Raw genomic sequence first — 25,122 nt, 5'->3', positions numbered from 1 at the left:
AAGATTGCCGTCAAAACTCATTTTAGGAAGAATGGTTTCAGGCGGATGGGGTTTTCAATTATATTTGTTGAGCGATGAACGAAAACTTAGATCCAACGGCCAATAATTTTTCCCAAGAGGAGCTCGATATCGAAAGAGCCCTCCGTCCCGTCACTTTCGATGATTTTACGGGACAGGCCCAAGTATTGGAAAACCTAAAGGTTTTTGTGCAGGCCGCCAACCTCAGGGGAGAGGCATTGGACCATACCCTTTTTCACGGACCCCCGGGTCTGGGAAAGACCACACTGGCACATATTTTGGCCAACGAGTTGGGTGTGGGCATCAAAGTGACATCGGGACCTGTCCTCGACAAGCCGGGTGATTTGGCCGGGTTGCTCACCAACCTCGACGAACGCGATGTACTGTTCATTGACGAGATCCATAGGCTCAGCCCCATTGTGGAGGAGTACCTCTACTCGGCCATGGAAGATTATAAGATTGATATCATGATCGAGACCGGACCGAATGCCAGGACCGTCCAGATCAATCTGAGCCCGTTTACCTTGATAGGGGCCACCACGCGTTCCGGATTGCTGACAGCTCCCATGCGGGCGAGGTTCGGGATCCAGAGCCGATTGGAATACTACAACACGGAACTGCTCTCCACCATTGTGGAACGAAGTGCGGAAATCCTCAAAGTGCCCATCACCCAAGAAGCGGCCATAGAAATTGCAGGACGGAGCAGGGGCACCCCTCGGATTTGCAATGCCCTCCTGCGAAGGGTCAGGGATTTTGCCCAGATCAAAGGAAATGGGAACATCGATTTGGATATCTCACAGTTTGGACTCAAGGCCCTCAATGTGGATGCCCATGGACTGGATGAGATGGACAACAAGATCCTGACCACCATCATCGATAAGTTCAAAGGTGGTCCGGTGGGGATCACGACCTTGGCCACGGCGGTCTCCGAAAGCGCCGAGACCATTGAAGAAGTCTATGAACCCTTTTTGATCCAACAAGGCTTCATCATGCGGACCCCAAGAGGTCGTGAGGTCACAGAATTGGCCTATAAGCATTTGGGTCGAATAAAGGGTGGTGTCCAGGGTGGACTTTTTTGACTCTATTTGAAACCAAGTTGCTTGATTTGCTCCAATGTCAGGCTGAGCGCAGTCGAAGCCTCAAAAACATGAAGGTTCGCAATGGGTCAGGCTGAGCGCAGTCGAAGCTAATTAAAGAATAAGCTTTCATGTACAGTTACTATGTTTACATACTCAAATGCGCTGATGGTTCCTATTACACAGGAATAACCAATGACATTTCAGAAAGACTTGACCAGCATCGATACGGTAAAGACAAGAGTAGCTATACTTACAAGCGAAGACCAGTGGAGTTGGAATTCTGCCAAGAGTTCAATGATGTGCTTCAAGCTATTTATTTTGAGAAAAAGGTAAAAGGCTGGACAAAAGCTAAAAAGCAAGCATTGACTTTGGGAGATTTTGATAGATTGCAATTACTTTCCGAATGTAGAAATGCATCTCATTTTAAATATCATCCAGCTAAAGAGGGCTTCGACTGCGCTCAGCCTGACAGCTAATGACAGATGAACAATAGGAACAAACATACCTCAATGATCAAGACCGAAGCCAAGCGCCTCGGTTTTTTGTCTTGCGGTGTTTCCAAAGCAGGTTTTTTGGAAGAGGAGGCCCCTCGTTTGGAAAAATGGCTCAACCAGAATAGGCATGGGGAGATGCAGTATATGGAAAACCATTTTGACAAGCGTCTCGACCCCACAAAATTGGTGGAAGGTTCCAAATCGGTCATTTCCCTGTTGTTGAATTACTTTCCGTCCGAACAACAAAACCCAGATTCCTATAAGATTTCCAAGTATGCCTACGGAACGGATTATCACTTTGTGATAAAGGACAAGCTCAAAAGTCTATTGCATTTCATCCAGGAAGAAATTGGGGAAGTTCACGGAAGGGCCTTTGTGGATTCCGCACCTGTACTGGATAAGGCTTGGGCTGCCCGCGGTGGTTTGGGCTGGATAGGGAAACACAGCAACCTGTTGACGCAGCAAGTAGGTTCCTTTTATTTTATAGCTGAATTGATTGTGGATCTGGAACTCGAGTACGATACTCCCGTCACCGATCATTGTGGTACCTGCACCGCTTGCATCGATGCTTGCCCCACGCAGGCCATCGTGGAGCCCTATGTGGTGGATGGGAGCAAGTGCATATCCTATTTCACCATCGAGCTGAAAAATGAAATCCCAGGTGAATTCCAAGGGAAATTTGATGAGTGGATGTTTGGGTGCGATGTCTGCCAGGACGTGTGTCCCTGGAACCGATTTTCCAAACCGCATCGGGAACCTTTGTTCGACCCCCATCCAGAATTGTTGTCCTTCACCAAAAAGGATTGGGAGGAGATTACGGAGGACGTTTTCAAAAAGGTATTTCAGAAATCAGCGGTAAAGCGGACCAAACTTTCAGGTCTGAAGCGCAACATTGAGTTCCTCAAAGAATAAAAATCACAACTAATAATTGCCAAAAACACACCATTTGATAATTTGGATGGAAAAAATGCTATATTGATGGTACTTTTTTTAAGGAATTGATATTTGTTCAAAACCAGATAGCGAAACTAACCGAAAGCCGATCATGATCAAGATAACAAAACCCAAACTGAGTTTTTGGCAGATTTTCAATATGAATGTTGGGTTCCTTGGGATTCAATATAGCTTTGGGCTCCAGCAGAGTGCCGTGAACTCTATTTTTCTTTGGCTTGGTGCAAAAGAAGAGATGCTGCCCATACTGAACATAGCAGGCCCTGTAACCGGATTGGTGGTCCAGCCAATCGTTGGGGCGATTTCGGACAAAACGTGGTCATTTAAATGGGGTCGTAGAAAACCTTTCTTTTTGATAGGGGCGATCATGGCAAGCATTTGTCTCTTTGCCTTTCCCCAAAGCCCTTCGCTTTGGTTTGCTGCGGGATTATTTTGGATTCTGGATGTGGGCAACAATATGGCCATGGAACCCTATCGTGCCTTTGTTGGGGATAAACTTCCAGATGAGCAGTTGAGTTTGGGCTATCAGATGCAAAGTCTCTTCGTAGGAGCTGGAATTTTGTTGGCGACTGGGGCGATTGTCTTTTTTCAGAAATTTTTTGGTGCTGAAGAGCCAGAAGTGATAGGCGTAATTCCCAAATGGGTGTTTTATCCTTTTCTCATAGGTTCCATTTTATCCATAGCGACCATTCTGTGGTCGGTATTGAAAACTCCCGAGATTCCTCCGAGCGAGGAAGAAATAAAAAACATTAATGAATTTAACAAAGGCAAACCCTCTGCATTTGTCCAGATAGTCGGGGTGGTGTTCATCCTTTTCTCCCTTCCCTTGTTATTGGGCTTTTTGATAGGGAAACAATACCCAGCCTTGTTCGAAGATATTAATCTATGGGTGGTCATCGTACTATTGATCTGTGCCGTTTGGTTCTCTTACCTCTTTCGTTTGATTAGAAAGAACACGGACAATGCTTCCATCAAAAAGTTTGCAGATGTTTTGTCTCCTTTTCTGGAGGTGGGCAATGCTGTAAAGGACATGCCTAAATTCATGTGGAGAATAGCTGCTGTCTATCTTTTCCAGTGGTATGCCTTGTTTGTGTATTGGCAATTCATCACACCGCTGCTGCGAGTGACCATGGAAATGGATACTTCCGAAGCGACTGCCCAAGCGGCAACAATGAGTTTGACTTACAATATCGTGACCACGGTTGTTGCACTTCTTTTGGTGCCATTGACAGTGCGCTTTGGTGGTAAAAAAGTTTATGCATTAAGTTTGGTTGGTACGGCCATTGCCTTGTTTGCCATTCCACAGATTTCAGACCCTGTCCATGTGTTGTATCCCATGGTGTTGTTCGGTATAGGCTGGGCGGCCATGATGGGTATTCCGTACAGTATGGTCTCCAAAATAGTGCCCCAACAACGGCGCGGGGTATATATGGGGATTTTGAATATGATGATCGTGATCCCCATGTTCATACAGACCATTTCCTTTGGTCCGATCTTCAAAAACCTCTTGGGGGCCAATTCCGTGAACGCCATCCTATTTGCCGGGGCTTGTTTTGTTGTGGCTGCGATTTTGGCCATGCGGCTCAACCTGCCCAAAAGCAAGAAGGATACTGAACTGGATGTGGAAATCCCGGAGATTTAGAAAGAGTATTAAAACCTTTATTGCGGTTTAAGGTTTGATTTTATATCAAAATTGGTGTTTATGGTATTACCTAAAAACCATGGAATGCCCTACCTTTACCCATTCATTAGCTACCATATGAGTAAGGAAAAGCAAAGAAGGGAAGCGTTACTTTATCACGCAAAACCGCAACCGGGAAAGATAAAGATAGTACCGACCAAACCGTATTCTACACAAAGAGATTTGGCATTGGCCTACTCCCCCGGAGTGGCGGAACCTTGTTTGGAAATCGCAAAGAACAAGGACGATGTCTATAAATACACCGCCAAGGGAAATATTGTTGCCGTCATATCCAATGGAACAGCCGTTCTTGGATTGGGCAATATTGGCCCTGAGGCCTCAAAGCCCGTAATGGAAGGAAAAAGCCTTCTGTTCAAGATATTTGCCGATATCGACGGCATTGATGTGGAACTGGATACCACCGATGTGGACAAGTTCATAGAGACCGTAAAGATTATTGCACCCACTTTTGGGGGCATCAACTTGGAAGATATCAAGGCTCCCGAAGCCTTCGAGATTGAAAGACGCTTGAAGGAAGAGCTGGACATTCCGGTCATGCACGATGACCAGCACGGTACGGCCATCATCTCGGCAGCTGCCTTGATCAATGCCTTGGAGCTTGCCAATAAAAAAATAGAGGAGGTAAAGATCGTGGTCAGTGGCGCGGGCGCTGCGGCCGTTTCCTGTACCCGTCTGTACAAAGCCTTTGGTGCAAGTGCGGAGAACATCGTGATGTTGGACAGCAAAGGAGTCATCCGAAGCGATAGGGAAAATCTTTCCTCGGAAAAGGCGGAGTTTGCCACAGATCGGAAAATTGATACCCTTGAAGAGGCAATGGTGGATTCCGATGTGTTCATTGGACTTTCCATAGCCAATATCGTCTCGCCAAAGATGCTCAAGTCCATGGCGAAGGACCCCATTGTTTTTGCAATGGCCAATCCAGACCCTGAAATTGAATATAACCTTGCCTGCAAGACCCGAAAGGACATCATTATGGCAACAGGTCGTTCCGACCATCCCAACCAGGTGAACAATGTGCTGGGATTCCCCTTTATTTTTAGGGGAGCGTTGGATGTTCGGGCCACCAAGATCAATGAAGAAATGAAAATGGCCGCCGTTAGGGCCTTAGCCGATCTGACACGGGAATCCGTGCCGGAGCAGGTCAATATTGCTTACGATACCACACGATTGGCATTTGGAAGGGATTACATCATCCCAAAACCTTTTGATCCCCGATTGATCACCAAGATTCCTCCTGCAGTGGCAAGGGCCGCCATGGAAAGTGGTGTGGCCAAGCACCCTATCCAGGATTGGGACGGATATGAGGAAGAACTTTACCAAAGGTCGGGCAACGACAACAAAGTGGTCCGCTTGATGCACAATAGGGCCAAGCAAAACCCCAAGCGCATCGTTTTTGCCGAAGCGGAGTTGCTGGATGTGTTGAAAGCGGCACAGATCGTACATGATGAAGGCATTGCGACCCCTATACTTCTAGGACATAGGGAAACCATTGAAAACCTTAAGAAAGAACTCGATTTTGATGCCAAGGTGCCGATCATTGACCCAAGGGCTGATGAGAACAAGGAATTGAGGACCAAATATGCGTTGAAGCTCTGGGAATCCAGAAAACGCAAAGGGGAAACCAAATACAGTGCCCGGGTGAACATGGGCAAACGCAACTATTTTGGCGCGATGATGCTCCAAGAAGGCGATGCCGATGGGATGATTTCTGGATATTCAAGATCTTACCCAAGAGTGCTCCGTCCGGTATTCGAGGTGCTGGGTAGGGCCAAGGGCGTGAAGAACGCCTCCACGGTCAACATCATGATCACGGAACGGGGGCCTCTATTCTTGGCGGACACGTCCATCAATATCAATCCTAGTGCGGAAGATCTGGCCGAAATTGCACGAATGACCGCCAACGTGGCAAAAACCTTTGGTTTCAACCCTGTGATGGCCATGCTTTCCTATGCAAACTTTGGGTCGTCCAGCCACCCACATGCGCAAAAAGTGAAGGAGGCGGTGCGGATTTTGCACGAAACAGACCCCGAACTGGTTGTGGATGGGGAGATCCAGACCGACTTTGCCCTGAGCCAAGAACTGTGCAACAATAATTTCCCATTTTCAAAAATATCGGGCAAAAAGGTGAACACACTAATTTTCCCAAATTTGGAATCGGCCAACATTACCTATAAATTGCTCAAGGGCCTGAACGAAGCGGATTCCATTGGCCCCATTATGCTGGGACTGCCAAGGGCGGCCCACATCCTGCAATTGGGTGCCAGTGTGGATGAAATGGTGAACATGGCCGCCGTTGCGGTCATTGATGCCCAAGAACGTGAAAAAAGGAAAAAGGCTAGAATGGAATCGGAATAAGGTTCCAAATCGATAGCCGAAGAATCCAGAAAGACTATGATCGACCATTTAAGAGGAAGACTGGTAGAGAAGAATCCCACCTATGTGGTAGTGGAATGCCATGGCGTGGGCTATTTTTTGAACATTTCACTGCACACTTTTTCGTTGTTGAAAGACGAAGAGAACATCCATATATATACCCATTTATTGGTCAAGGAAGATTCCCATACCCTTTTTGGTTTTGTGGAAAGATCGGAGCGTGAGATTTTCCGCTTGTTGATCTCGGTCTCAGGGGTTGGTTCCAGCACGGCAAGGACCATGTTGTCCTCCCTTTCCCCGGCCGATGTGAGGGATGCCATTGCCAGTGGTGACGTAGCTTCCATACAGGCTATCAAGGGGATTGGGGCGAAAACGGCCCAGCGCGTGATCCTTGACCTCAAGGACAAGATTTTGAAAGTCTTGGATATGGGTGAAGTTTCAACAGAATCAAACAATACAAATAAAGAAGAAGCGTTATCAGCATTAGAGGTTCTTGGTTTCGCCAGAAGGCAATCTGAAAAGGTGGTCGAGAAGGTGCTTTCCCAAGACGCTTCGCTAAGCGTTGAGAACATTATTAAACAGGCGCTGAAAAATTTGTAACTAGTTTGAAAAAAGGGGCAAAACCAATACTTAAACCAACAAGCTTTAAGTACTTCTTCTTTGTGGTTTGTTTCCTGTCCTTGACCACAATTTTCGGACAGGATACCAACGAACAGGCTCAGGATTCCTTGCAGATGGGAGTCGAGCTTGGCCGCCTCATTTTGGAAAATCCGGACAGCATCATTGCCAAATATACTTACGATCCCAAGACCGATCGGTACATCTACACCGAAAGTGTCGGGGAATTCAATATCAACTATCCTATCATCCTTACCCCAGAGCAATATTATGATCTGGTGCGAAAGGAACAGATGAGGTCCTACTTCAAACAAAAAATAGACGCCTTTACAGGAAGGAAAGAAGGCAGTGAGGAAGCCCGAAAAAACCTCTTGCCCAATTTTTATGTGAACAGCAATTTCTTTGAGTCCATCTTTGGGGGAAATACCATTGAAGTGGTCCCGCAAGGTTCCGTGGCGATGGATCTAGGGGTGCTGTGGCAGAAAAATGACAATCCGGCCCTTTCACCCAGAAACCGCACCAACCTTTCATTCGACTTTGACCAGCGCATCAGTCTGAGCTTGTTGGGAAAAGTAGGGGAGCGACTCCAAGTGACCGCCAATTACGATACCGAGGCCACGTTTGATTTCCAGAACCTCGTCAAACTGGACTATACGCCTACCGAAGATGACATTCTTCGTAAAATTGAAATAGGTAACGTCAACATGCCCTTGAACAGCTCCCTTATCACAGGGGCGCAGAGCCTGTTCGGGGTGAAGACCCAATTGCAGTTTGGAAAGACCACGGTGACCGCCGTTTTTTCCGAACAACGATCACAGAACAACACCGTCGTGGCCCAAGGCGGGGGAACAGTGAATGAGTTCTCCCTGACCGCTTTGGACTATGATGAGGACCGACACTTTTTCCTGGCCCATTATTTTAGGGACAATTACGACCGTGCCCTTCAGAACTATCCGTTCATACAAAGCCAAGTGCAGATTACCCGTTTGGAGGTCTGGGTGACCAACCGGAACCAACAGACGCAAAATGTGAGGAACGTGGTGGCCATCCAAGATTTGGGAGAATCCGAATTGGGGAGAAATGGACGCGAAAAAACCAGGATAGGGATTGCCAATGGAGCCCCGGCTGGTTTCTTCAATACCATGGGGATGGATGTCTTGCCACAGAACGGGGCCAACGATTATGACCCAAGGCTCATTGGAAATGGTGGCGCATTGACCCAGTCCATTCGTGATATTGCCACGGTGGAAGCGGGATTCAACGTTCCTGGCTATCAGGTGAACCAAGGTTTTGACTATGCGATTTTGGAGAATGCCCGAAAACTGGAACAAGGTAGGGACTATCAGTTCAACACCCAATTGGGATATATCTCTTTGAGCCAGAGTTTGAGCAACGACGAAGTACTAGGGGTCGCTTTCCAATATACCATAAACGGACAGGTATTCCAGGTTGGGGAATTTGCCAACGGAGGGGTCGATGCCACAACGGTATCCGGAGGGGTCAATCCCATTATCGAGAACAATACCTTGATCTTGAAATTGCTCAAGAGCAACATCACCAATGTGGAAGATCCCATTTGGGACCTGATGATGAAAAACATTTACTCCACGGGGGCCTATCAGTTGAGTGAGGAGGATTTCAAACTGAACATCCTGTACTCCGATCCAACCCCGAGGAACTACATCACTCCAGTGGACCCGAACGCAGGTTGGCCTGCTGGACTGGAGGACCAAATATTACTGAGGGTATTCAACTTGGACCGATTGAACGTCTATAACGATGTACAGCCCGGAGGCGATGGTTTTTTTGATTATTATGAAGGAATAACTGTGGATTCCCAGTCCGGTCGGATCATTTTTACCAAGGTAGAGCCTTTTGGGGAATTCCTGTTCAACCAATTGGGCGGGGGGGTCTATGATGTCAATAACGATCAGGGATACAATGCCAACCAAAGGCGTTATGTGTTCAGGAACATGTATGCCAAGACCAAGGCCGCTTCGCTTCAGGATGCGGAAAAGAACCGTTTCCAACTGAAGGGAAGGTACAAGTCCCAAGGGAACAATGGTATTCCGATCGGTGCTTTCAACGTGCCTAGGGGTTCTGTGCGTGTCACTGCCGGGGGGCGTCAGCTTCAGGAAGGCATAGACTACACCGTGAACTATCAGGCAGGAACCGTACAGATCTTGGACCCCAGTTTGGCGGCATCCGATACCCCTATCAATATTTCGGTGGAGAACAATGCCGTTTTTGGCCAACAGACCCGAAGGTTTGCAGGGGTGAATGTGGAACACAAGTTCAATGAAAACTTTGTTTTGGGAGGTACCATGCTCAATTTGAACGAGCGACCCCTTACCCAAAAATCCAACTACGGGGTGGAGCCCGTCAACAATACCATTTTTGGATTGAACGGAAACTTCAGTACGGAGTTGCCATTTTTGACCCGATTGGCGAACAAGTTGCCGAATATCGATACCGATGTGCCTTCCAATATGTCCTTGCGTGGAGAAGTGGCCTTTTTAAAGCCCAATTCGCCCAAAAATGCCGATTTCAGGGGGGAGACCACCACCTATCTCGATGATTTTGAGGGCGCGCAGGCCTTGATAGATATCCGTTCTTCCTTGGGATGGACCTTGGCAAGCCCACCGGTTGAATTTTTACAGGACCGTACCGGAATAGATGTGGGGCATGAGCGGGCCAAAATGGCTTGGTACACCATCGACCCTATTTTCTACACCAATCAAAGACCATCCGGAATGTCCGATAATGATATTTCCCTGAACTCGACCCGAAGGGTGTTCATTGACGAGGTGTTTACCGAGACGGACATTGCACAAGGGCAGACACAGGTACAGAGCACGTTGGACATCGTGTACTATCCCAATCAAAAAGGACCCTACAATGCCAACCCAAGTTTTGAGACCGAGACCGCGGCCAGCAAATGGGCGGGTATCATGCGTCCGCTGAGCAGTACCAACTTTGAACAGTCCAATGTGGAGTTTGTGCAGTTTTGGGTGCTCGATCCTTATGTGGATGGCGAGACGACCAACACCAACGCTGGGGAATTGGTGCTCAATCTGGGGAACATTTCGGAAGATATATTAAGGGACGGTCGCAAGCAGTATGAGAATGGATTGCCGGCAAGTACCAACAATGAGATCCCTCGCGAAACCCCTTGGGGACAAGTGCCCTCCACGCAGTCCTTGGTGTATGCCTTTGATGCGGATGAGACGAACAGGACCCTTCAGGATGTGGGGCTGGATGGTCTGAACGATGCTGCCGAAGCCGCCATTTATAATGGCCCTGCCGAGGATCCCGCTTTGGACAACTACCAATATTATTTGAACCGTGAAGGTGGCGTGTTGGAACGTTACCTGGATTTTAACAATACACAGGGCAACTCGCCCGTGGCCGTGACCAACACCAATAGGGGGTCCACTACCTTGCCTGATGTGGAGGACATTGACAGGGACCTTACCATGAACACGGTGAACAGTTATTACGAATACAGGATTCCGATAGGCCCCAATGTCACTATTGATGATAAATATGTGACGGATATTAGGGAGGGAATGACGCCTACGCTTCCCAATGGCACCCAATTGAACAGAAGATGGATCCAGTATAAGATTCCATTGAGTGATTTTACCGATGCCGTGGGAGGTATCGCCGATTTTAGGTCCATCAGTTTTATGCGGATGTATCTTACCGGTTTTTCGGATGATGTGGTATTGCGATTTGCGACCTTGGATTTGGTGCGTGGCGATTGGAGGACCTACACCAATTCCTTGCAGCCCGATGTGGACAACGATCCTACGGATGACGCCACAGTGACCGACGTGAACACGGTGAACATTGAAGAAAATTATGGAAGGCAACCCATTCCTTACGTATTGCCTCCTGGAGTGATCAGGGAACAATTGAACAACAACAACACCATCATTCGTCAGAACGAACAATCGTTGTCGTTCGTGGTGGAAAACCTGGAGTCAGAGGATTCACGGGGGGTGTTCAAGAACGTGAACATCGATGTGCGCCAATACCAACGCATCAAGATGTTCATGCACGCCGAAAAAATAATGAACGGGGACTATTCTGATAGCGATACGCCCTTGGTCGGGTTCCTTCGGATAGGGACCGATTTCTCGGAAAACTTCTATCAAATAGAACTTCCGCTCCAATTTACCCCATTTGGTTCCACATCTGCAGATGAGATTTGGCCTTCGGTGAACGAACTGGACATTGCACTGAGCGATCTGAATAAAGTGAAGTCCAGGGGAATTGCCGAACAGACCTTGAACGATGTCAATTATTATGAGATTGTGGACGGTGAGGCCGTTCCTGTGGAAGAATTCGCACCCAGGGCACTGGGTGTGGTGCGTATCGGGATACGGGGTAACCCCTCATTGGGAAGCATCCGGGGAATGATGGTCGGTATCAAGAACATCGATGACGTTCCCGCACGGGGCGAAGTCTGGTTCAACGAACTTCGGTTGGCCGGGCTTGACAATAATGGAGGTTGGGCCGCCATAGTGGCCATGGATGCCAACATGGCCGATTTTGCCAATGTTTCTGCTACGGGGAGCAAGAGTACTTCTGGATTTGGTTCCATTGATCAAATGCCGAACGAGCGTTCCAGGGAAGATGCCATTTCCTATGATGTGGTCACCAATGTGAATGTGGGACAACTGCTTCCCAAAAAATGGAACATACAGTTGCCATTCAATTATGGGATTTCGGAAACCTTGATCACACCTGAGTTCGATCCCGTGTACGACGATTTGAAACTGGACGACCGCATTGCTGCAGCGACTACGGCTGAAGAAGCGGAGACCATCAAAAAGCAAGCGGAGGACTATACCAAACGGACCAGCATAAACCTCATTGGGGTTAGAAAAAACAGAGGGGAAGAAGCTGAGGAAAATTTCTTCGATATCGAGAACTTTACCTTTAATTATTCCTACAACGAGACCAGTCACAGGGATTTTGAAGTGGCCGATCTTCAAGATCAGAATGTGACCACCGGATTTGTGTACAACCATAACTTTAAGCCGGCTCCAGTTGCGCCTTTTGCCAAGAAAGACTCCCTTTTCATGAGCAAGTACTGGCAGTGGTTGAAGGATTTGAACTTAAATGTGCTGCCCACCAGTCTATCCGTGAACGCCAACTACAACAGGGCATTCAACCAACAGCGGTTCAGGGATGTGTTGGAGCCTGGGGTGGAGGCGTTGGAACTTCCGCTTTTGCAGCAGCGAAACTATATGTTCAACTGGCAGTATGCCCTCAATTATAGCATCACCAAATCCCTTCGGTTGAACCTGACGGCTTCCAATAACAATATTGTCCGCAATTATTTCAATGTGGATGAAGATCCTGATTCGGGCATTGACCAAACACTCGGCCTTTGGGATGGTTTCTTTGATATTGGAGAGCCCAATAGGCATGCCCAGCAAATGCAATTGAACTACGAGCTGCCCTTCAGTAAGTTTCCGTTCCTGAATTTCATCAACGCACAATATACCTACACCAGCAATTTTGATTGGCAACGTGGTGGGGATGCTTTGATTGAAGTGGCAGGGGAGAACATCAACATTGTACAGAACGCCAGCACCCACAACCTGACGGCCAATTTGAGTATGCAGCGATTCTATGACTTTTTGGGGTTGAAGAAAAAAGGCGGCAAGGTACTGGCGAACCAACCTCCCGTACGAAGGGACAAAGCGGGCAATCCTGTGAGTGGCACCGATGAAAATGCACCGAAAAAGACAAGTAAAGGATTCAATACTTTGGTGGACATCGTGACGATGGTCAAGCGTGTCAATGTGAACTATAGTGAGAACAGGGGAACAGTGCTTCCAGGCTATACCCAGTCCGTTGGGTTCATAGGTACCACGCGCCCAACCTTTGGATTTGTGTTCGGAAGCCAGTCCGATGTGCGCTACGAAGCAGCCCGAAACGGGTGGCTGACCACCTATCCGGAGTACAACTCACAATATATAAGGAGTGCCAACAAACAGTTGAACCTTACCGCTACCGCGCAACCGACGCAGGACCTGACCATCGATTTGACGGCGGACAGGCAGTTTACGAGCAATTCACAGGAAAATTACAGTCCTGAGCGATGGATCAATTTTGAAGATGGCTTGGTCAACGAAATGGGGAATTTCAGCATCTCCACAGTGATGATCGGGACCATTTTCAACAAGAGCGACCAGTTCGATTCGGAGACTTTTGAACAGTTCAAACAGAACAGGATCACCATCGCCAACAGATTGGTGGCCGACCGTGGTGGAAATCCAGGTACACTTGATGAGGATGGGTTTCCTGAACTTTACGGAAAGACCCAGCAGGAGGTATTGCTCCCTGCTTTCTTTGCAGCATACACAGGGCAGGACGTGAACCGGGTGAACCTGGATGCTTTTAGGGAAATCCCGATCCCGAACTGGAACATCAAGTACACCGGTTTGATGAAAAACCGTTGGTTCAAGAAGAAATTCAAACGGTTCTCTTTGAGCCATGGTTACCGTGCGGCCTATAGCATCAACCAGTTCCAGACGAATCTGGAAAAGCGGAACACCACAACCAATCCAGAGACCAACGATGTGCTACCAGAGACCTTGATCAACAACGTGGTGCTTACCGATCAGTTCAATCCGTTGATGCGCATGGATTTTGAAATGCAGAATTCCTTCAGCTTTTTGGCGGAGATCAGAACGGATAGGACACTTTCCCTGAGCTTTGATAACAACCTGCTCACGGAGATCAATGGAAAGGAATACACCCTTGGATTGGGCTATCGGTTCAAGGATGTAAAATTTGTCACTAACATTGGTGGGGAAAAGACCCGTTTGAAAGGCGATCTTAACCTCAAGGCCGACCTTTCGTTGCGGGACAACATTACCATTATCCGCAACTTGGACATCGACAACAACCAGATCACTTCCGGGCAAAAGCTGATGTCCGTCAAGTTCACGGCAGATTATGCCTTGAGCAAGAGTTTGAACGCCCTTTTCTTCTACGACCATTCCTTCTCGGAATTTGCGGTTTCCACGGCATTTCCGCAGACCACCATCAATGCGGGCTTTACCCTTCGTTACAATTTTGGTAACTAAGGAAAGGGTTGGGAATTTCTTGAATTTTGTTCGCCGGTTTGTTTGAAAAGCCGTTCGCAATCCGTTACATTTGCCCATCGACAAATTCAAACACTGCTATAATGAACATACCGTCAGAATTGAAGTACACCAAGGACCATGAATGGGTCAAGATAGATGGGGACATTGCCACTGTGGGCATTACCGATTTTGCCCAGGGCGAATTGGGGGATATTGTATATGTGGAAGTGGAAACCTTGGATGAAACATTGGACAAGGAAGAAGTTTTCGGTACCGTTGAGGCCGTAAAGACCGTTTCCGACCTTTTCTTGCCCTTGAGCGGTGAGATTATCGAGTTCAATGAAATTTTGGAGGACGAGCCCGAAAAAGTGAACACCGATCCTTATGGCGAAGGCTGGATGATCAAGATCAAGATCAGCGATCCTTCCGAGGTTGATGATCTGATGAGCGACGAAGACTACAAGGCATTGATAGGTGCTTAGGCATTACAGATACACCGTATTGTTCATAAGCTGGGTATTGTTCATCACAATGCTCAGCTTATTTTCTTTCTCGGATATGGATTTGGATGAAGGCAATCTGAAGATTCCGTATGCGGACAAGATGGTGCATTTTACCTTTTATTTGGTCTTTTCCATCCTTGGTTGTCTACTGGTCCGGGAGCGCACCAAAGGGCTTTGGTCCTTGGGGAAGACAATATGGGTGATCGTGGTCTTGGCCATATCCTATGGCATAGTTATTGAGGTTTTACAGTATACGCTCACAACGGACCGCATGGCCGAATTTGGTGACGTTATCGCGAATAGCCTAGGGGCATTTGCAGGAATCGGACTTGTTCGGTGGCTTTTTTCCAAGGAAAAGCCGTTAAAATGGAAATTTTAATTGTTTATTTAACCAATTAATAATTAAATTAGCAAACACTAAATTTAGAAAGATGGAACCAAAAAAGAATCCAAAAGCTGACGTAGGAAGAAACAGCTCGCTCTATTTTGTGATAGGGTTGGCCGCTGTCTTGGCGTTGGTTTATGGAGCCATGGAGTGGAAGAAATACGACAAGGCTAACGACTATGACATTTCGATGAACGTTGAAGATCAGTTGGACGAAGAAGTGCCAATGACCGAACAGATCAAGACGCCACCGCCACCACCGCCGCCAGCGGCTCCGGAGGTCATCGAAGTTGTGGAAGATGAGGAAGAGGTTGAAGAAACCGTGATCGAGTCCACAGAGACCAGTCAGGAAGAAGAAGTTATAGAGATTGAAGAAGTTGAGGTAGAAGAGGTAGAAGAAGATATCAGTGTTCCATTTGCCGTTATCGAGGACGTGCCTGTTTTTCCAGGTTGTGAAAATGCAGCCAACAAAAAGGACTGTTTCCAAGAAAAAATGCAGGACCACATCCGTAAAAACTTCCGTTATCCTGAAATCGCCCAAGAAATGGGAGTTCAAGGTAGGGTGAGCGTAATCTTCGTGATCCAAAAAGATGGAAGCATCGGGGACATCAGAATGCGTGGACCGGATAAGAACTTGGAGGCGGAAGCCATGAGGATCATCCAAAGGTTGCCTAAAATGACCCCCGGAAAACAAAGAGGAAGAGCGGTAAAGGTGCCGTTCAGTATTCCGATTACATTTAAGTTACAATAATAAGTATACGATTCCTGTCGAGGCAGGAATGGAAAAAGCCCTGATGGAAATGTCAGGGCTTTTTTTATGCAATCCTGTTTTAGTTTCTGGCCAACTATCATAAAACCTTCCCTTTGGTTGGAAAAGATGCATGTCGGCGTTATCTTTGCCAGCCAATTGAGTTCGTGGATGAAATCTGCAGTAGGATCCGTAAAAAGTACATCATTTTCCTTGGTCTTTTCCGATTTTAAGGAAATCACCAAGGCCAAACTGGCCATCAGTGTTGTCTTTTCGTCCATTGCAGGTTATTTTTTGGGCGCTTATGAGGTAAGCGTTACCTCCCTATTGTTGTTGACTTTTGGCGGATATTGCATGGTCGGTGCCTCCAATGCCTACAACCAAATCATTGAAAAGGACCTTGATGCTTTGATGAAACGGACCAAGAACCGTCCTATTCCATCAGGTCGCATGTCGCCCAAAACAGCACTTGTCATTGCGATTACGTTGACGCTGTTGGGTGTTTTGGCGCTTTTTGCACTCAGCCCTAAAACTGCCATGTTCGGGGCCATTTCCATCTTTTTGTATACCAGTGTCTACACCCCTTTAAAGACCAAGACACCCCTTTCAGTATTTGTCGGCGCATTTCCAGGGGCCATTCCATTTATGCTGGGATGGGTAGCGGCCACGGACGATTTTGGAATTGAGCCGGGAACACTCTTTATGATCCAATTTTTTTGGCAGTTTCCCCATTTTTGGGCGTTGGGCTGGATGTTGGACGAAGATTATAAGCAAGCAGGCTTCAAAATGCTGCCCACCGGAAACAGGGATACCGGAACGGCCATGCAGATCATATTGTACACCATTTGGATGATCGTGATCTCCATTGTCCCTGTATTTGGATTCACGGGGCGGTTGCAATTGTCGGTGACGGCAGCAGTGATCGTGTTTTTGGCCGGTCTGGTCATGTTGCTTTTTGCCTTCAAGCTTTATGAGAAGAGGGACAATGCATCGGCACGAAAGCTCATGTTGGCCAGTGTCACCTACATATCGTTGATTCAGGTGGTGTATGTAATGGATAAATTTATCAGTTAAGAAATGGATTTGACCCAAGGAACGGCAGAAGAAAAGAACAGAAGGGCAAAAAAAATGATGCTCTGGTTCGGTATTGTAAGTTTGATCATGGGCTTTGCCGGATGGACCAGTGCCTACATTGTGAGCAGCAAGCGGGAAGATTGGATCAGTGATCTGGAACTGCCCCAAGCTTTTTTCATCAGTACGGCCATCATTATTTTGAGCAGCATTACCTATTTCGTGGCCAAAAAGTCAGTGGGAAGAAACGACCAAAAGTTGGGCACCATCTTTTTGTTGGTCACTTTGGTCCTTGGTATTTCGTTCATTGTGCTCCAGTTCAAGGGCTTTTCCCAGATGCTGGAAAACGGATATTATTTTACGGGTCCTACAAGCAATATAAAGATGTCCTATGTGTTTCTCATAGCGGCAGTGCACATAGTCCACCTTGTGGCAGGGCTTATTTCCCTTTTGGTGGTTTTGGTGCAGCAACTCAGGGCAAAGTACATGCCCGGGGACATGTTGGGAATGGAGCTCGGTGCCACATTTTGGCATTTTTTGGATTTCCTTTGGGTGTATTTGATCCTCTTCATGTATTTCGTGAAATAAATCTTGGACAAAGCAGTTTTCGTTCAAGTTTATCTTTTCAAATATGTCAAAAGGTGTAAATTTGTGAAAGTTTTAATAAAACGACCTTTTATATGGATGCAACGGTGACTACCGGTACAGAAGAAAGCGTTTGGGGAGGTGGAAACAAACCACTCGGCGCTAGCTATGGAAAAATGATGATGTGGTTTTTCATTGTCTCTGATGCCTTGACCTTCTCGGGCTTTTTGGTATCATATGGCTTTTCAAGGTTCAAGTTCATAGACGTTTGGCCGATTGCCGATGAGGTGTTCACCCACGTGCCCTTTTTCCATGGAAATTACCCCATGTACTACGTTGCCTTTATGACCTTCATCCTGATCATGTCTTCCGTGACCATGGTACTTGCTGTGGATGCAGGACACAAGATGAAGCAGAGCAAGGTCGTGATCTATATGTTCCTGACCATCATCGGTGGTGCCATATTCGTAGGGTCACAGGCATGGGAATGGGCCACTTTTATCAAAGGGGATTACGGAGCAGTAGAGACCAAGGGAGGAAGGATCCTTCAATTTGTGGATGCAGAGACCGGTGAGAGGGCCGCTTTGGCCGATTTTGCCAAGACTTTGCCCGAAGAGCGCGTGAAGCACGTGAGCAGCGAAGGAATCTGGTTCCAAGGGGAAGGCTACAAAACCTCCTATTCGTTGAACGAAGTGGTGGAAGGTTTCAAGGCCACCCCAAATATCCTTATCCGTACAGAGTACGTGAACGAAGAAGGGGAAAAGACAGTATTGGACCGAAAAGGATCTTTGGAAAAGATCATGGAGGCCACACAAGTGGTGGAAGGAGCAAACTTGGTCCACAACGAATACGGACACCGACTTTTTGCTGATTTCTTTTTCTTCATTACAGGGTTCCACGGGTTCCACGTATTCTCTGGAGTGGTGATCAACATTATCATCTTCTTCAATGTCATCTTGGGTACCTATGAGCGCAGGGGACATTATGAAATGGTGGAAAAAGTAGGTCTGTACTGGCACTTTGTGGATTTGGTATGGGTATTCGTATTCACATTCTTTTACTTGGTATAAAAAATTGACGATATAAATGGCACACGATCATAAACTTGAGATTTTCAGAGGACTTGTAAAATTCAAATCGAACACCCAGAAGATTTGGGGAGTATTGGTTTTTCTAACCATCATCACCGCAATCGAGGTGGCCTTTGGTATCATTAAACCCAGGGCACTTACCCATAGCCATTTTTTGGGGATGAAGCTTCTGAACTGGATCTTCATTGTCCTTACCTTGGTGAAGGCCTATTATATTGCATGGGATTTCATGCACTTGCGCGATGAGAAAAGCTCCTTGCGCAGGGCCATTGTCTGGACCCCTATTTTCTTGATATGCTACTTGATATTCATACTGCTCTTCGAAGCGGATTATGTGTACAATGTCTACAAGGATGGATTCATAACCTGGGATTTCTAAGAAAGTATTAACAGCTATAAAAGACGGTTTTCCAACCGTCTTTTTTTATTTTTGCAAAGTTGAAAAGGCTATGAAAAAAACATTTGTCTTAGTGGTGCTGTTTGTGTTTCCATTGGTGGCCTATCTGTTCTTTGCATCAGGGGTCAACAACTTTGGAAAACTGCCCGTGCTGACGGAAAACATCCCTGATGTGCCCGCAACGGGGCAAGAGGTCAGCTTGGACGGCAAGATCACCATTTTAGGGTTTATGGGGGCCAAAGTGGACGAAATGAAAGGAAATGCCTTCAACCTGAACCAAAAGATCTATAAAAGGTTTGGGGAGTTCACCGATTTTCAAGTGGTGATGATGGTTCCCAAAGGGAATGAAGCAGAGGCCAATGCGCTCAAAGAAGAGCTGGGAGAGTTATCCAACGTGGACAAATGGCACTTTGTCTTTGGAGAAGAGGAACAGATAAAGTCCTTTTTTGGGCAACTGAAAACAAACACCAATCTCGATGCGAACCTTTCCACACCCTATGTGTTCATCATTGACAAGGACCGCAACCTTAGGGGGAGGGAAGATGATGAGGACGAGGGCCTGAAATATGGTTTTGATACCTCTTCCGTGGCTGAATTGAACAACAAAATGGAAGATGATGTCAAGATCATCTTGGCAGAATATAGACTCGCTTTAAAAAAGAACAATGCCGACAGGAGCAAATAACAAGAAAAAGTACACCTACGTTTGGGTCTCGGCGATCATTCTCGTTTTCGGCACATTTGCCGTTTATGAAATCACCAAAAGGGTAAAGGGAGGCACTATTGTGGAAAACGACCGCATGAGTGTTGCAACACGCCAACAAAAGGTAGGATTTGTCGTGAACGATGGGAAAAAACGCAAAGTCCCCGAATTCTCCTTTCTGGATCAGGACAGTGTGCTGGTCACCAATAAGGATTATCTGGGAAAAGTCTATGTGGTGGAGTTTTTCTTTACTACCTGCCCCACCATTTGCCCCATCATGACCACAAATCTGGTGGAGTTGCAAAAAACCTTCAGGGAAGATGCAGATTTTGGAGTGGCATCCTTTACCATCAACCCAAGGTACGATACCCCATCGGTGCTTAAAAAGTATGCCGAAAAGTATGGCATAGTGGACAAGGATTGGCATTTGCTCACCGGGGATCAGGAAAAGATATATACATTGGCACAAGAAGGGTTCTATATAATGGCCAATGAAGTAGAGGACGCACCGGGCGGTTTTGAGCATTCGGGAATGTTCGCTTTGGTGGACAAAAATGGGTATATTCGTTCACGTGAGGATGAGTTTGGCAACCCCTTGATCTACTATAGGGGCACCATTACTGAAAAAGAAGGGGTGAATGCTGAGGGAGAGCCCCAGCAGATCACCATGCTAAAAGAGGACATTAAAAAATTATTGGCGGAATGACGGAGGAAGTTTCTATTCGGGAAAAAAGGTTCAACAGATGGATCACCATTACATCCATAGCCATTCCCTTAGTGGTGGCATTGTTGTTTGGATACAAAATACCCAATGCGAAACCGTTGGGTTTCCTTCCGCCCATTTATGCGACCATAAACGGGCTGACGGCCATTATGTTGGTCATTGCAGTGATTGCCATTAAAAATGGAAGGCGTTCGCTCCATCAAAAATTGATGACGACCTGTATTGTCTTTTCGGCACTGTTCTTGGTCATGTACGTGGCCTATCACATGACCTCCGATACCACCATGTATGGGGGTGAAGGAGCCATAAAGTACATATACTACTTTATTTTGATGACCCATATTGTGCTTTCCATTGCTGTGATTCCCTTGGTGCTCATCACATATTCAAAAGTTTATCTGGACGATTTTGAGAGCCATAGACTTTGGGCCAAATATACATTTCCCATATGGTTGTATGTGGCCGTTACCGGTGTCATCGTCTATGTTATGATTTCTCCCTATTATTCCTATTGATTTCCGGTATGAAGGCAAAATATCTCCTCTTACTGTTGTTCCTTTTGGCGTTTACGTCCTTGGCGGATGCCCAGTGTGCCATGTGCCGCGCTGTGGTTGAGAGCGAGGCCGATGGAAAGACCGCGGAAGGGATCAACAACGGGATTGTTTATCTTATGGCCTTTCCCTATCTGTTGGTGGCCGGCCTGTTCTATTTTATCTATAGAAAGATGAGGGGCTGATCCCCCTACCTGCATTTTTTTTGTCACAACTGTAACATTTGGTGTTTTTGATCATCTTATAAGAGTACAACTGTACTTCATCAATCAAAAACACTGACCTATGTTTGACTTGGAAAGGTGGCAAGAGATATTTGACACCATACGAAAGAACAAACTGCGCACCTTTTTAACGGGGCTTTCCGTGGCCTCTGGAATTTTCATTCTGGTCATTCTTCTGGGTTTTGGACAAGGTATGCGCAATGGTATCGAACAGGAGTTCAAGCAGGACGCATCCACAAGTGTCTGGGTATGGCCCGGGGTCACCTCCAAGGAATACAAGGGACTCAATCCGGGAAGGCGCATTCAGTTTGTCAATGAGAATTTTGACAAGGCCAGTGCCATGTTCAACAATACCATAGAACGTGGCTCTTCCCGAATCTTTGTGCGCGGGGTGACTGTGAATTATGGCAAAGAGGCCCTGATCTATGGGGTGCAGGGCATTGCCTCGGTTTTTCAGTTCATAGAGAACGCTTCCATGATGGAAGGCCGTTTCATCAATTATCAAGATGAAATCTCTGCCGGCAAGGTGGCCGTCATTGGCAACAAGATCAAAAAGGACGTCTTCAATAAAGTGGATACGCCCATTGGCGAGTTTGTGGAGATATCCGGTATTCCTTTTAAAGTCATAGGGGTCTACAAAGAAATGGAAGACCGCGAAGAGGAGCGGATCTACATTCCCATCACCACGGCCCAAAAGGCCTTCAATGGCGGCAATAGGATCAACAATATGTCCTTTACGCTACCACCGGTGGAAAACTTTGACGAAGCGGTGGCCCAGGCTATAAATTTCAAGGACGACATGCGGAAATACCTACAGCAGACCCATACCGTTGCCCCGGACGATACAGGGGCGATGGAGGTGTGGAGCGCCATGGAGGAGGCCAAGCGCTACTATGGGCTCACTAACAACATCAAACTGTTCTTCTGGTTCGTCGGTATCTGTACCATCATTGCGGGTGTAGTGGGTGTGAGCAACATCATGATGATCGTGGTGAAGGAACGGACCCGGGAAATCGGCATACGAAAGGCACTGGGGGCAAAACCTTGGTCCATCATTGCGATGATCTTGCACGAGTCCATTTTTGTGACCGCCATTTCAGGGTTCGCAGGATTGATCTTCAGTATGTCCCTGCTCGAACTGGTGGGGCCCAATATCGAGGTGGATTATGTCCTCAACCCATCCGTGAACTTCAATGTGGCCTTCTCCACGGTCTTGGTCCTCATATTGGCAGGAACCTTGGCCGGTTTTGTGCCGGCATGGAGAGCGGCCAAGGTACAGGTGATCGAATCCTTGCGAGATGAATAGGAAATCCAACAAAAACAAACGATATGTTCAACAAGGATAGATGGCGGGAAATCCTGGAAGTGCTCACCAGTAATGTGTGGCGCACCATCTTCACGGCTTTTGGGGTGTGTTGGGGGATTTTTATACTGATTGTGCTCCTTGCAGCAGGAAAGGGACTTGAAAATGGCATAAAGCAAGACTTTGGGGATACGGCCACGAACACCATGTTCATGTGGACAAGGGCCACTACCAAGGCCTACGAAGGGCTGCCACAAGGAAGAGGTTTCAATTTTAAGATAAGCGATGTACAGGCCATCAGGGACAATGTCCCCAATCTCAGGTTTATTTCCCCAAGGAACCAGTTGGGGGGATTTGGAGGGAACAACAACGTGGTCAAGGGAATCAGGACCGGGGCATTCAATGTGTATGGGGATTATCCGGAAATCATCAACCAAGATCCCATGGCGGTGACCTCTGGAAGGTTCATCAATTACAATGACATTGATGAAAAAAGAAAAGTGGCCGTAATCGGGCTGGGGGTCAAGAACGACCTCTATGAAAAGGACGAGGAAGTGTTGGGGAGCTACATCAAGATTCAAGGGGTGAACTTTATGGTGATCGGCACCTATAAAAAGAACAACAGTGGCGGGGGAGAGGAAGGACAGAAGGAGATTTTTGTCCCTTTCACCTCGTTCTCCCAGGCTTTTAATCAAGGAGAGAATGTGGGCTGGATGGCCATCACTGCAAACGATGGCAGCTCCATTACACAGCTCAAGGACAAGATTGTCGACGAAATGAAAAAACGGCACAAGGTCCATCCCGAAGACAACCGGGCCATAGGTTATTTTGACCTGTATGAACAGTACAACCGGGTGGAAAGCCTGTTCGGGGCATTGAAGGCGGTCGCCTATATTGTGGGGATCATGGTATTGCTCTCGGGCATTATCGGGGTGAGCAACATCATGCTCATCGTGGTGAAGGAACGGACCAAGGAAATTGGCATCCGAAGGGCTTTGGGCGAACAGCCATGGTCCATCAAAAAACAGATACTTATGGAATCCATTTTCCTTACCATCATTTCTGGGATGGTAGGTATCATTTTTGGGTCATTGGTCATTTATGGGATCAATTCCCTGTTGGACAGTGTGGGGCCAGTGGATATGTTCATGAGCCCGAGCGTGAGTGTCGGTGTGGTCACCGGGGCACTGGTCATTTTGATGGTGTCCGGCCTGTTGGCAGGTTTTATCCCGGCCCAAAGCGCCATTAGGGTACGCCCCATTGAGGCATTACGAACAGAATAACAGTAAAATCAATCAAATAAATCATACAATACAATGAAAAAGTCGGTAACCATTGCCATCTTGTTGCTCATCGTAATCGTGTTCGGTGGCTCCATGTACTATCTCTACCAGAAGAACGCAGAAGATCCGGTGGTCTATCAAACAGAGACGCCCTCCACCCAGACCATAGTTAAAAAAGCCGTGGCCACGGGCAGCATCCTTCCTTTGGAAGAAGTTTTGATCAAACCGAACATCTCGGGGGTCATTGAAGAGATTTTTGTGGAAGGCGGGGATTTTGTGAAGTCGGGCGATCTCTTGGCCAAGATCAAAGTGGTGCCCAACCTGTCCGCACTGAACGATGCAAGGAACGCCATTGACGAGGCGAAGATCAATCTGGAAGACCAAAAACGAAACTACGAACGCCAATCCACGCTATTTGGCAAAGGGGTCATATCCCGTGCCGATATGGACCGTGCACAGGTAACCTATGATCAGGCCAAACAGGCCTATGGCGCAGCGAACAAGCGATACGATATCGTTAAGACCGGGACTACGAGTGGTCTCAGTAGTGCGGCCAATACCATGATCCGTGCCACGGTGAGCGGGATGGTCCTAGAGGTGCCCGTGGAAGTGGGGAACCAGGTCATCGAGAGCAATAATTTCAACGAAGGGACCACCATTGCCGCCATTGCCGATGTGGACAAAATGATCTTTGAGGGCAAAGTGGATGAGTCGGAAGTTGGGAAAATCAAAGAAGACCTGCCTTTGGAAATTACCGTTGGGGCCATCGAGAACCGTGTTTTTGATGCGGTGCTGGACTATATCGCGCCCAAGGGGAAAGAAGAGAACGGGGCTATCCAGTTCGAGATCAAGGGTTCCTTAAAAAAAGGGGACACCACTTTCATAAGGGCGGGCCTGAGCGCCAATGCCTCCATCATCTTGGCGCGGGCCGATAGCGTTTTGGCCCTAAAAGAGGCCTTGGTGCAGTTTGATAACGATACCAAAAAGCCATTTGTGGAAGTGGAGACCGCTGCACAAAAATTTGAGCGCAGGGATGTGGAACTGGGCGTCAGCGATGGTATTTATGTAGAGGTGAAATCTGGGGTGGTGGCCGAGGATAAGGTCAAAATTTGGAACGCAATTGCCACAGAACAAACCAATTAAAAATCATTTAACAAAAAATTTCAATAATTCTTGTAACAAATTATCAACTTGCCTGTCTTACAGTCAG

21 protein-coding genes are annotated in these 25,122 nt (G+C 47.1%); all 21 read left to right on the top strand.

Annotated elements, in window-relative coordinates; genetic code table 11:
* The first annotated feature begins 74 nt into the window (after nucleotides 1-74).
* The 21 genes from ruvB (at nucleotide 75) to DB398_RS13035 (ending at nucleotide 25,055) form a co-directional block, all read left to right on the top strand.
* Nucleotides 75-1,097, top strand: a complete 1,023-nt coding sequence (ruvB, locus tag DB398_RS13135; protein WP_108424912.1) for a Holliday junction branch migration DNA helicase RuvB — start codon at nucleotides 75-77, stop codon at nucleotides 1,095-1,097.
* 128 nt (nucleotides 1,098-1,225) lie between these two features.
* Entirely contained in the window at nucleotides 1,226-1,573 is a 348-nt protein-coding gene (locus DB398_RS13130; RefSeq protein WP_108424911.1) for a GIY-YIG nuclease family protein, read from the top strand.
* A 6-nt stretch (nucleotides 1,574-1,579) separates the two neighbouring features.
* Nucleotides 1,580-2,503 (top strand): tRNA epoxyqueuosine(34) reductase QueG, encoded by a 924-nt coding sequence (gene queG, locus DB398_RS13125; protein WP_108424910.1) that lies wholly within the window; start codon nucleotides 1,580-1,582, stop codon nucleotides 2,501-2,503.
* 133 nt (nucleotides 2,504-2,636) lie between these two features.
* The gene (locus DB398_RS13120) at nucleotides 2,637-4,184 is read left to right on the top strand and encodes an MFS transporter (RefSeq protein ID WP_108424909.1); all 1,548 of its coding nucleotides are present in this window, start codon (nucleotides 2,637-2,639) and stop codon (nucleotides 4,182-4,184) included.
* A gap of 117 nt (nucleotides 4,185-4,301) precedes the next feature.
* Nucleotides 4,302-6,599 (top strand): NADP-dependent malic enzyme, encoded by a 2,298-nt coding sequence (locus DB398_RS13115; protein ID WP_108425061.1) that lies wholly within the window; start codon nucleotides 4,302-4,304, stop codon nucleotides 6,597-6,599.
* A gap of 36 nt (nucleotides 6,600-6,635) precedes the next feature.
* A complete protein-coding gene (gene ruvA / locus DB398_RS13110; RefSeq protein WP_108424908.1) occupies nucleotides 6,636-7,217 on the top strand; it encodes a Holliday junction branch migration protein RuvA in 582 nt (193 codons plus the stop codon).
* A 5-nt stretch (nucleotides 7,218-7,222) separates the two neighbouring features.
* Entirely contained in the window at nucleotides 7,223-14,344 is a 7,122-nt protein-coding gene (sov, locus tag DB398_RS13105; RefSeq protein WP_108424907.1) for a T9SS outer membrane translocon Sov/SprA, read from the top strand.
* A gap of 101 nt (nucleotides 14,345-14,445) precedes the next feature.
* Nucleotides 14,446-14,826: a glycine cleavage system protein GcvH gene (gcvH, locus tag DB398_RS13100; protein ID WP_108424906.1), complete on the top strand. Its 381-nt coding sequence runs from the start codon at nucleotides 14,446-14,448 to the stop codon at nucleotides 14,824-14,826.
* Nucleotides 14,827-14,875: 49 nt separating this feature from the next.
* Nucleotides 14,876-15,226 carry a VanZ family protein gene (locus DB398_RS13095; RefSeq protein WP_108424905.1) on the top strand — a complete coding sequence of 117 codons (351 nt, stop codon included), beginning with the start codon at nucleotides 14,876-14,878 and terminating at the stop codon, nucleotides 15,224-15,226.
* 52 nt (nucleotides 15,227-15,278) lie between these two features.
* Nucleotides 15,279-15,983, top strand: coding sequence for an energy transducer TonB (locus tag DB398_RS13090; protein WP_108424904.1), 705 nt, complete (start codon nucleotides 15,279-15,281; stop codon nucleotides 15,981-15,983).
* A gap of 168 nt (nucleotides 15,984-16,151) precedes the next feature.
* Nucleotides 16,152-17,054, top strand: coding sequence for a heme o synthase (cyoE, locus tag DB398_RS13085; RefSeq protein ID WP_108425060.1), 903 nt, complete (start codon nucleotides 16,152-16,154; stop codon nucleotides 17,052-17,054).
* Between the two features lie 3 nt (nucleotides 17,055-17,057).
* Nucleotides 17,058-17,639, top strand: coding sequence for a cytochrome c oxidase subunit 3 (locus DB398_RS13080; protein WP_108424903.1), 582 nt, complete (start codon nucleotides 17,058-17,060; stop codon nucleotides 17,637-17,639).
* A gap of 92 nt (nucleotides 17,640-17,731) precedes the next feature.
* A complete protein-coding gene (locus DB398_RS13075; RefSeq protein WP_108424902.1) occupies nucleotides 17,732-18,706 on the top strand; it encodes a cytochrome c oxidase subunit 3 in 975 nt (324 codons plus the stop codon).
* 16 nt (nucleotides 18,707-18,722) lie between these two features.
* Nucleotides 18,723-19,106 (top strand): cytochrome C oxidase subunit IV family protein, encoded by a 384-nt coding sequence (locus DB398_RS13070; RefSeq protein WP_108424901.1) that lies wholly within the window; start codon nucleotides 18,723-18,725, stop codon nucleotides 19,104-19,106.
* A gap of 70 nt (nucleotides 19,107-19,176) precedes the next feature.
* Nucleotides 19,177-19,809 carry a hypothetical protein gene (locus DB398_RS13065; RefSeq protein ID WP_108424900.1) on the top strand — a complete coding sequence of 211 codons (633 nt, stop codon included), beginning with the start codon at nucleotides 19,177-19,179 and terminating at the stop codon, nucleotides 19,807-19,809.
* Nucleotides 19,790-20,533 (top strand): SCO family protein, encoded by a 744-nt coding sequence (locus DB398_RS13060; protein ID WP_108424899.1) that lies wholly within the window; start codon nucleotides 19,790-19,792, stop codon nucleotides 20,531-20,533. Before DB398_RS13065 ends, DB398_RS13060 begins: the two co-directional genes overlap by 20 nt.
* On the top strand, nucleotides 20,530-21,066 hold the full coding sequence (locus tag DB398_RS13055) for a DUF420 domain-containing protein (RefSeq protein WP_108424898.1): 537 nt from the start codon (nucleotides 20,530-20,532) through the stop codon (nucleotides 21,064-21,066). The genes DB398_RS13060 and DB398_RS13055 overlap by 4 nt, the downstream gene beginning before the upstream one ends.
* An 8-nt stretch (nucleotides 21,067-21,074) precedes the next feature.
* Complete coding sequence (locus DB398_RS13050; protein ID WP_108424897.1) at nucleotides 21,075-21,287, top strand: hypothetical protein; 213 nt, start codon at nucleotides 21,075-21,077, stop codon at nucleotides 21,285-21,287.
* A gap of 100 nt (nucleotides 21,288-21,387) precedes the next feature.
* The gene (locus DB398_RS13045; RefSeq protein ID WP_108424896.1) at nucleotides 21,388-22,632 is read left to right on the top strand and encodes an ABC transporter permease; all 1,245 of its coding nucleotides are present in this window, start codon (nucleotides 21,388-21,390) and stop codon (nucleotides 22,630-22,632) included.
* A 23-nt stretch (nucleotides 22,633-22,655) separates the two neighbouring features.
* Complete coding sequence (locus DB398_RS13040; RefSeq protein ID WP_108424895.1) at nucleotides 22,656-23,912, top strand: ABC transporter permease; 1,257 nt, start codon at nucleotides 22,656-22,658, stop codon at nucleotides 23,910-23,912.
* 33 nt (nucleotides 23,913-23,945) lie between these two features.
* On the top strand, nucleotides 23,946-25,055 hold the full coding sequence (locus tag DB398_RS13035) for an efflux RND transporter periplasmic adaptor subunit (protein WP_108424894.1): 1,110 nt from the start codon (nucleotides 23,946-23,948) through the stop codon (nucleotides 25,053-25,055).
* Nucleotides 25,056-25,122 lie beyond the last annotated feature (67 nt).

This window comes from Flagellimonas amoyensis (genome assembly GCF_003058265.1).
Lineage (GTDB): Bacteria > Bacteroidota > Bacteroidia > Flavobacteriales > Flavobacteriaceae > Flagellimonas > Flagellimonas amoyensis.
This window is presented reverse-complemented; position numbering and strand designations above follow the sequence as displayed.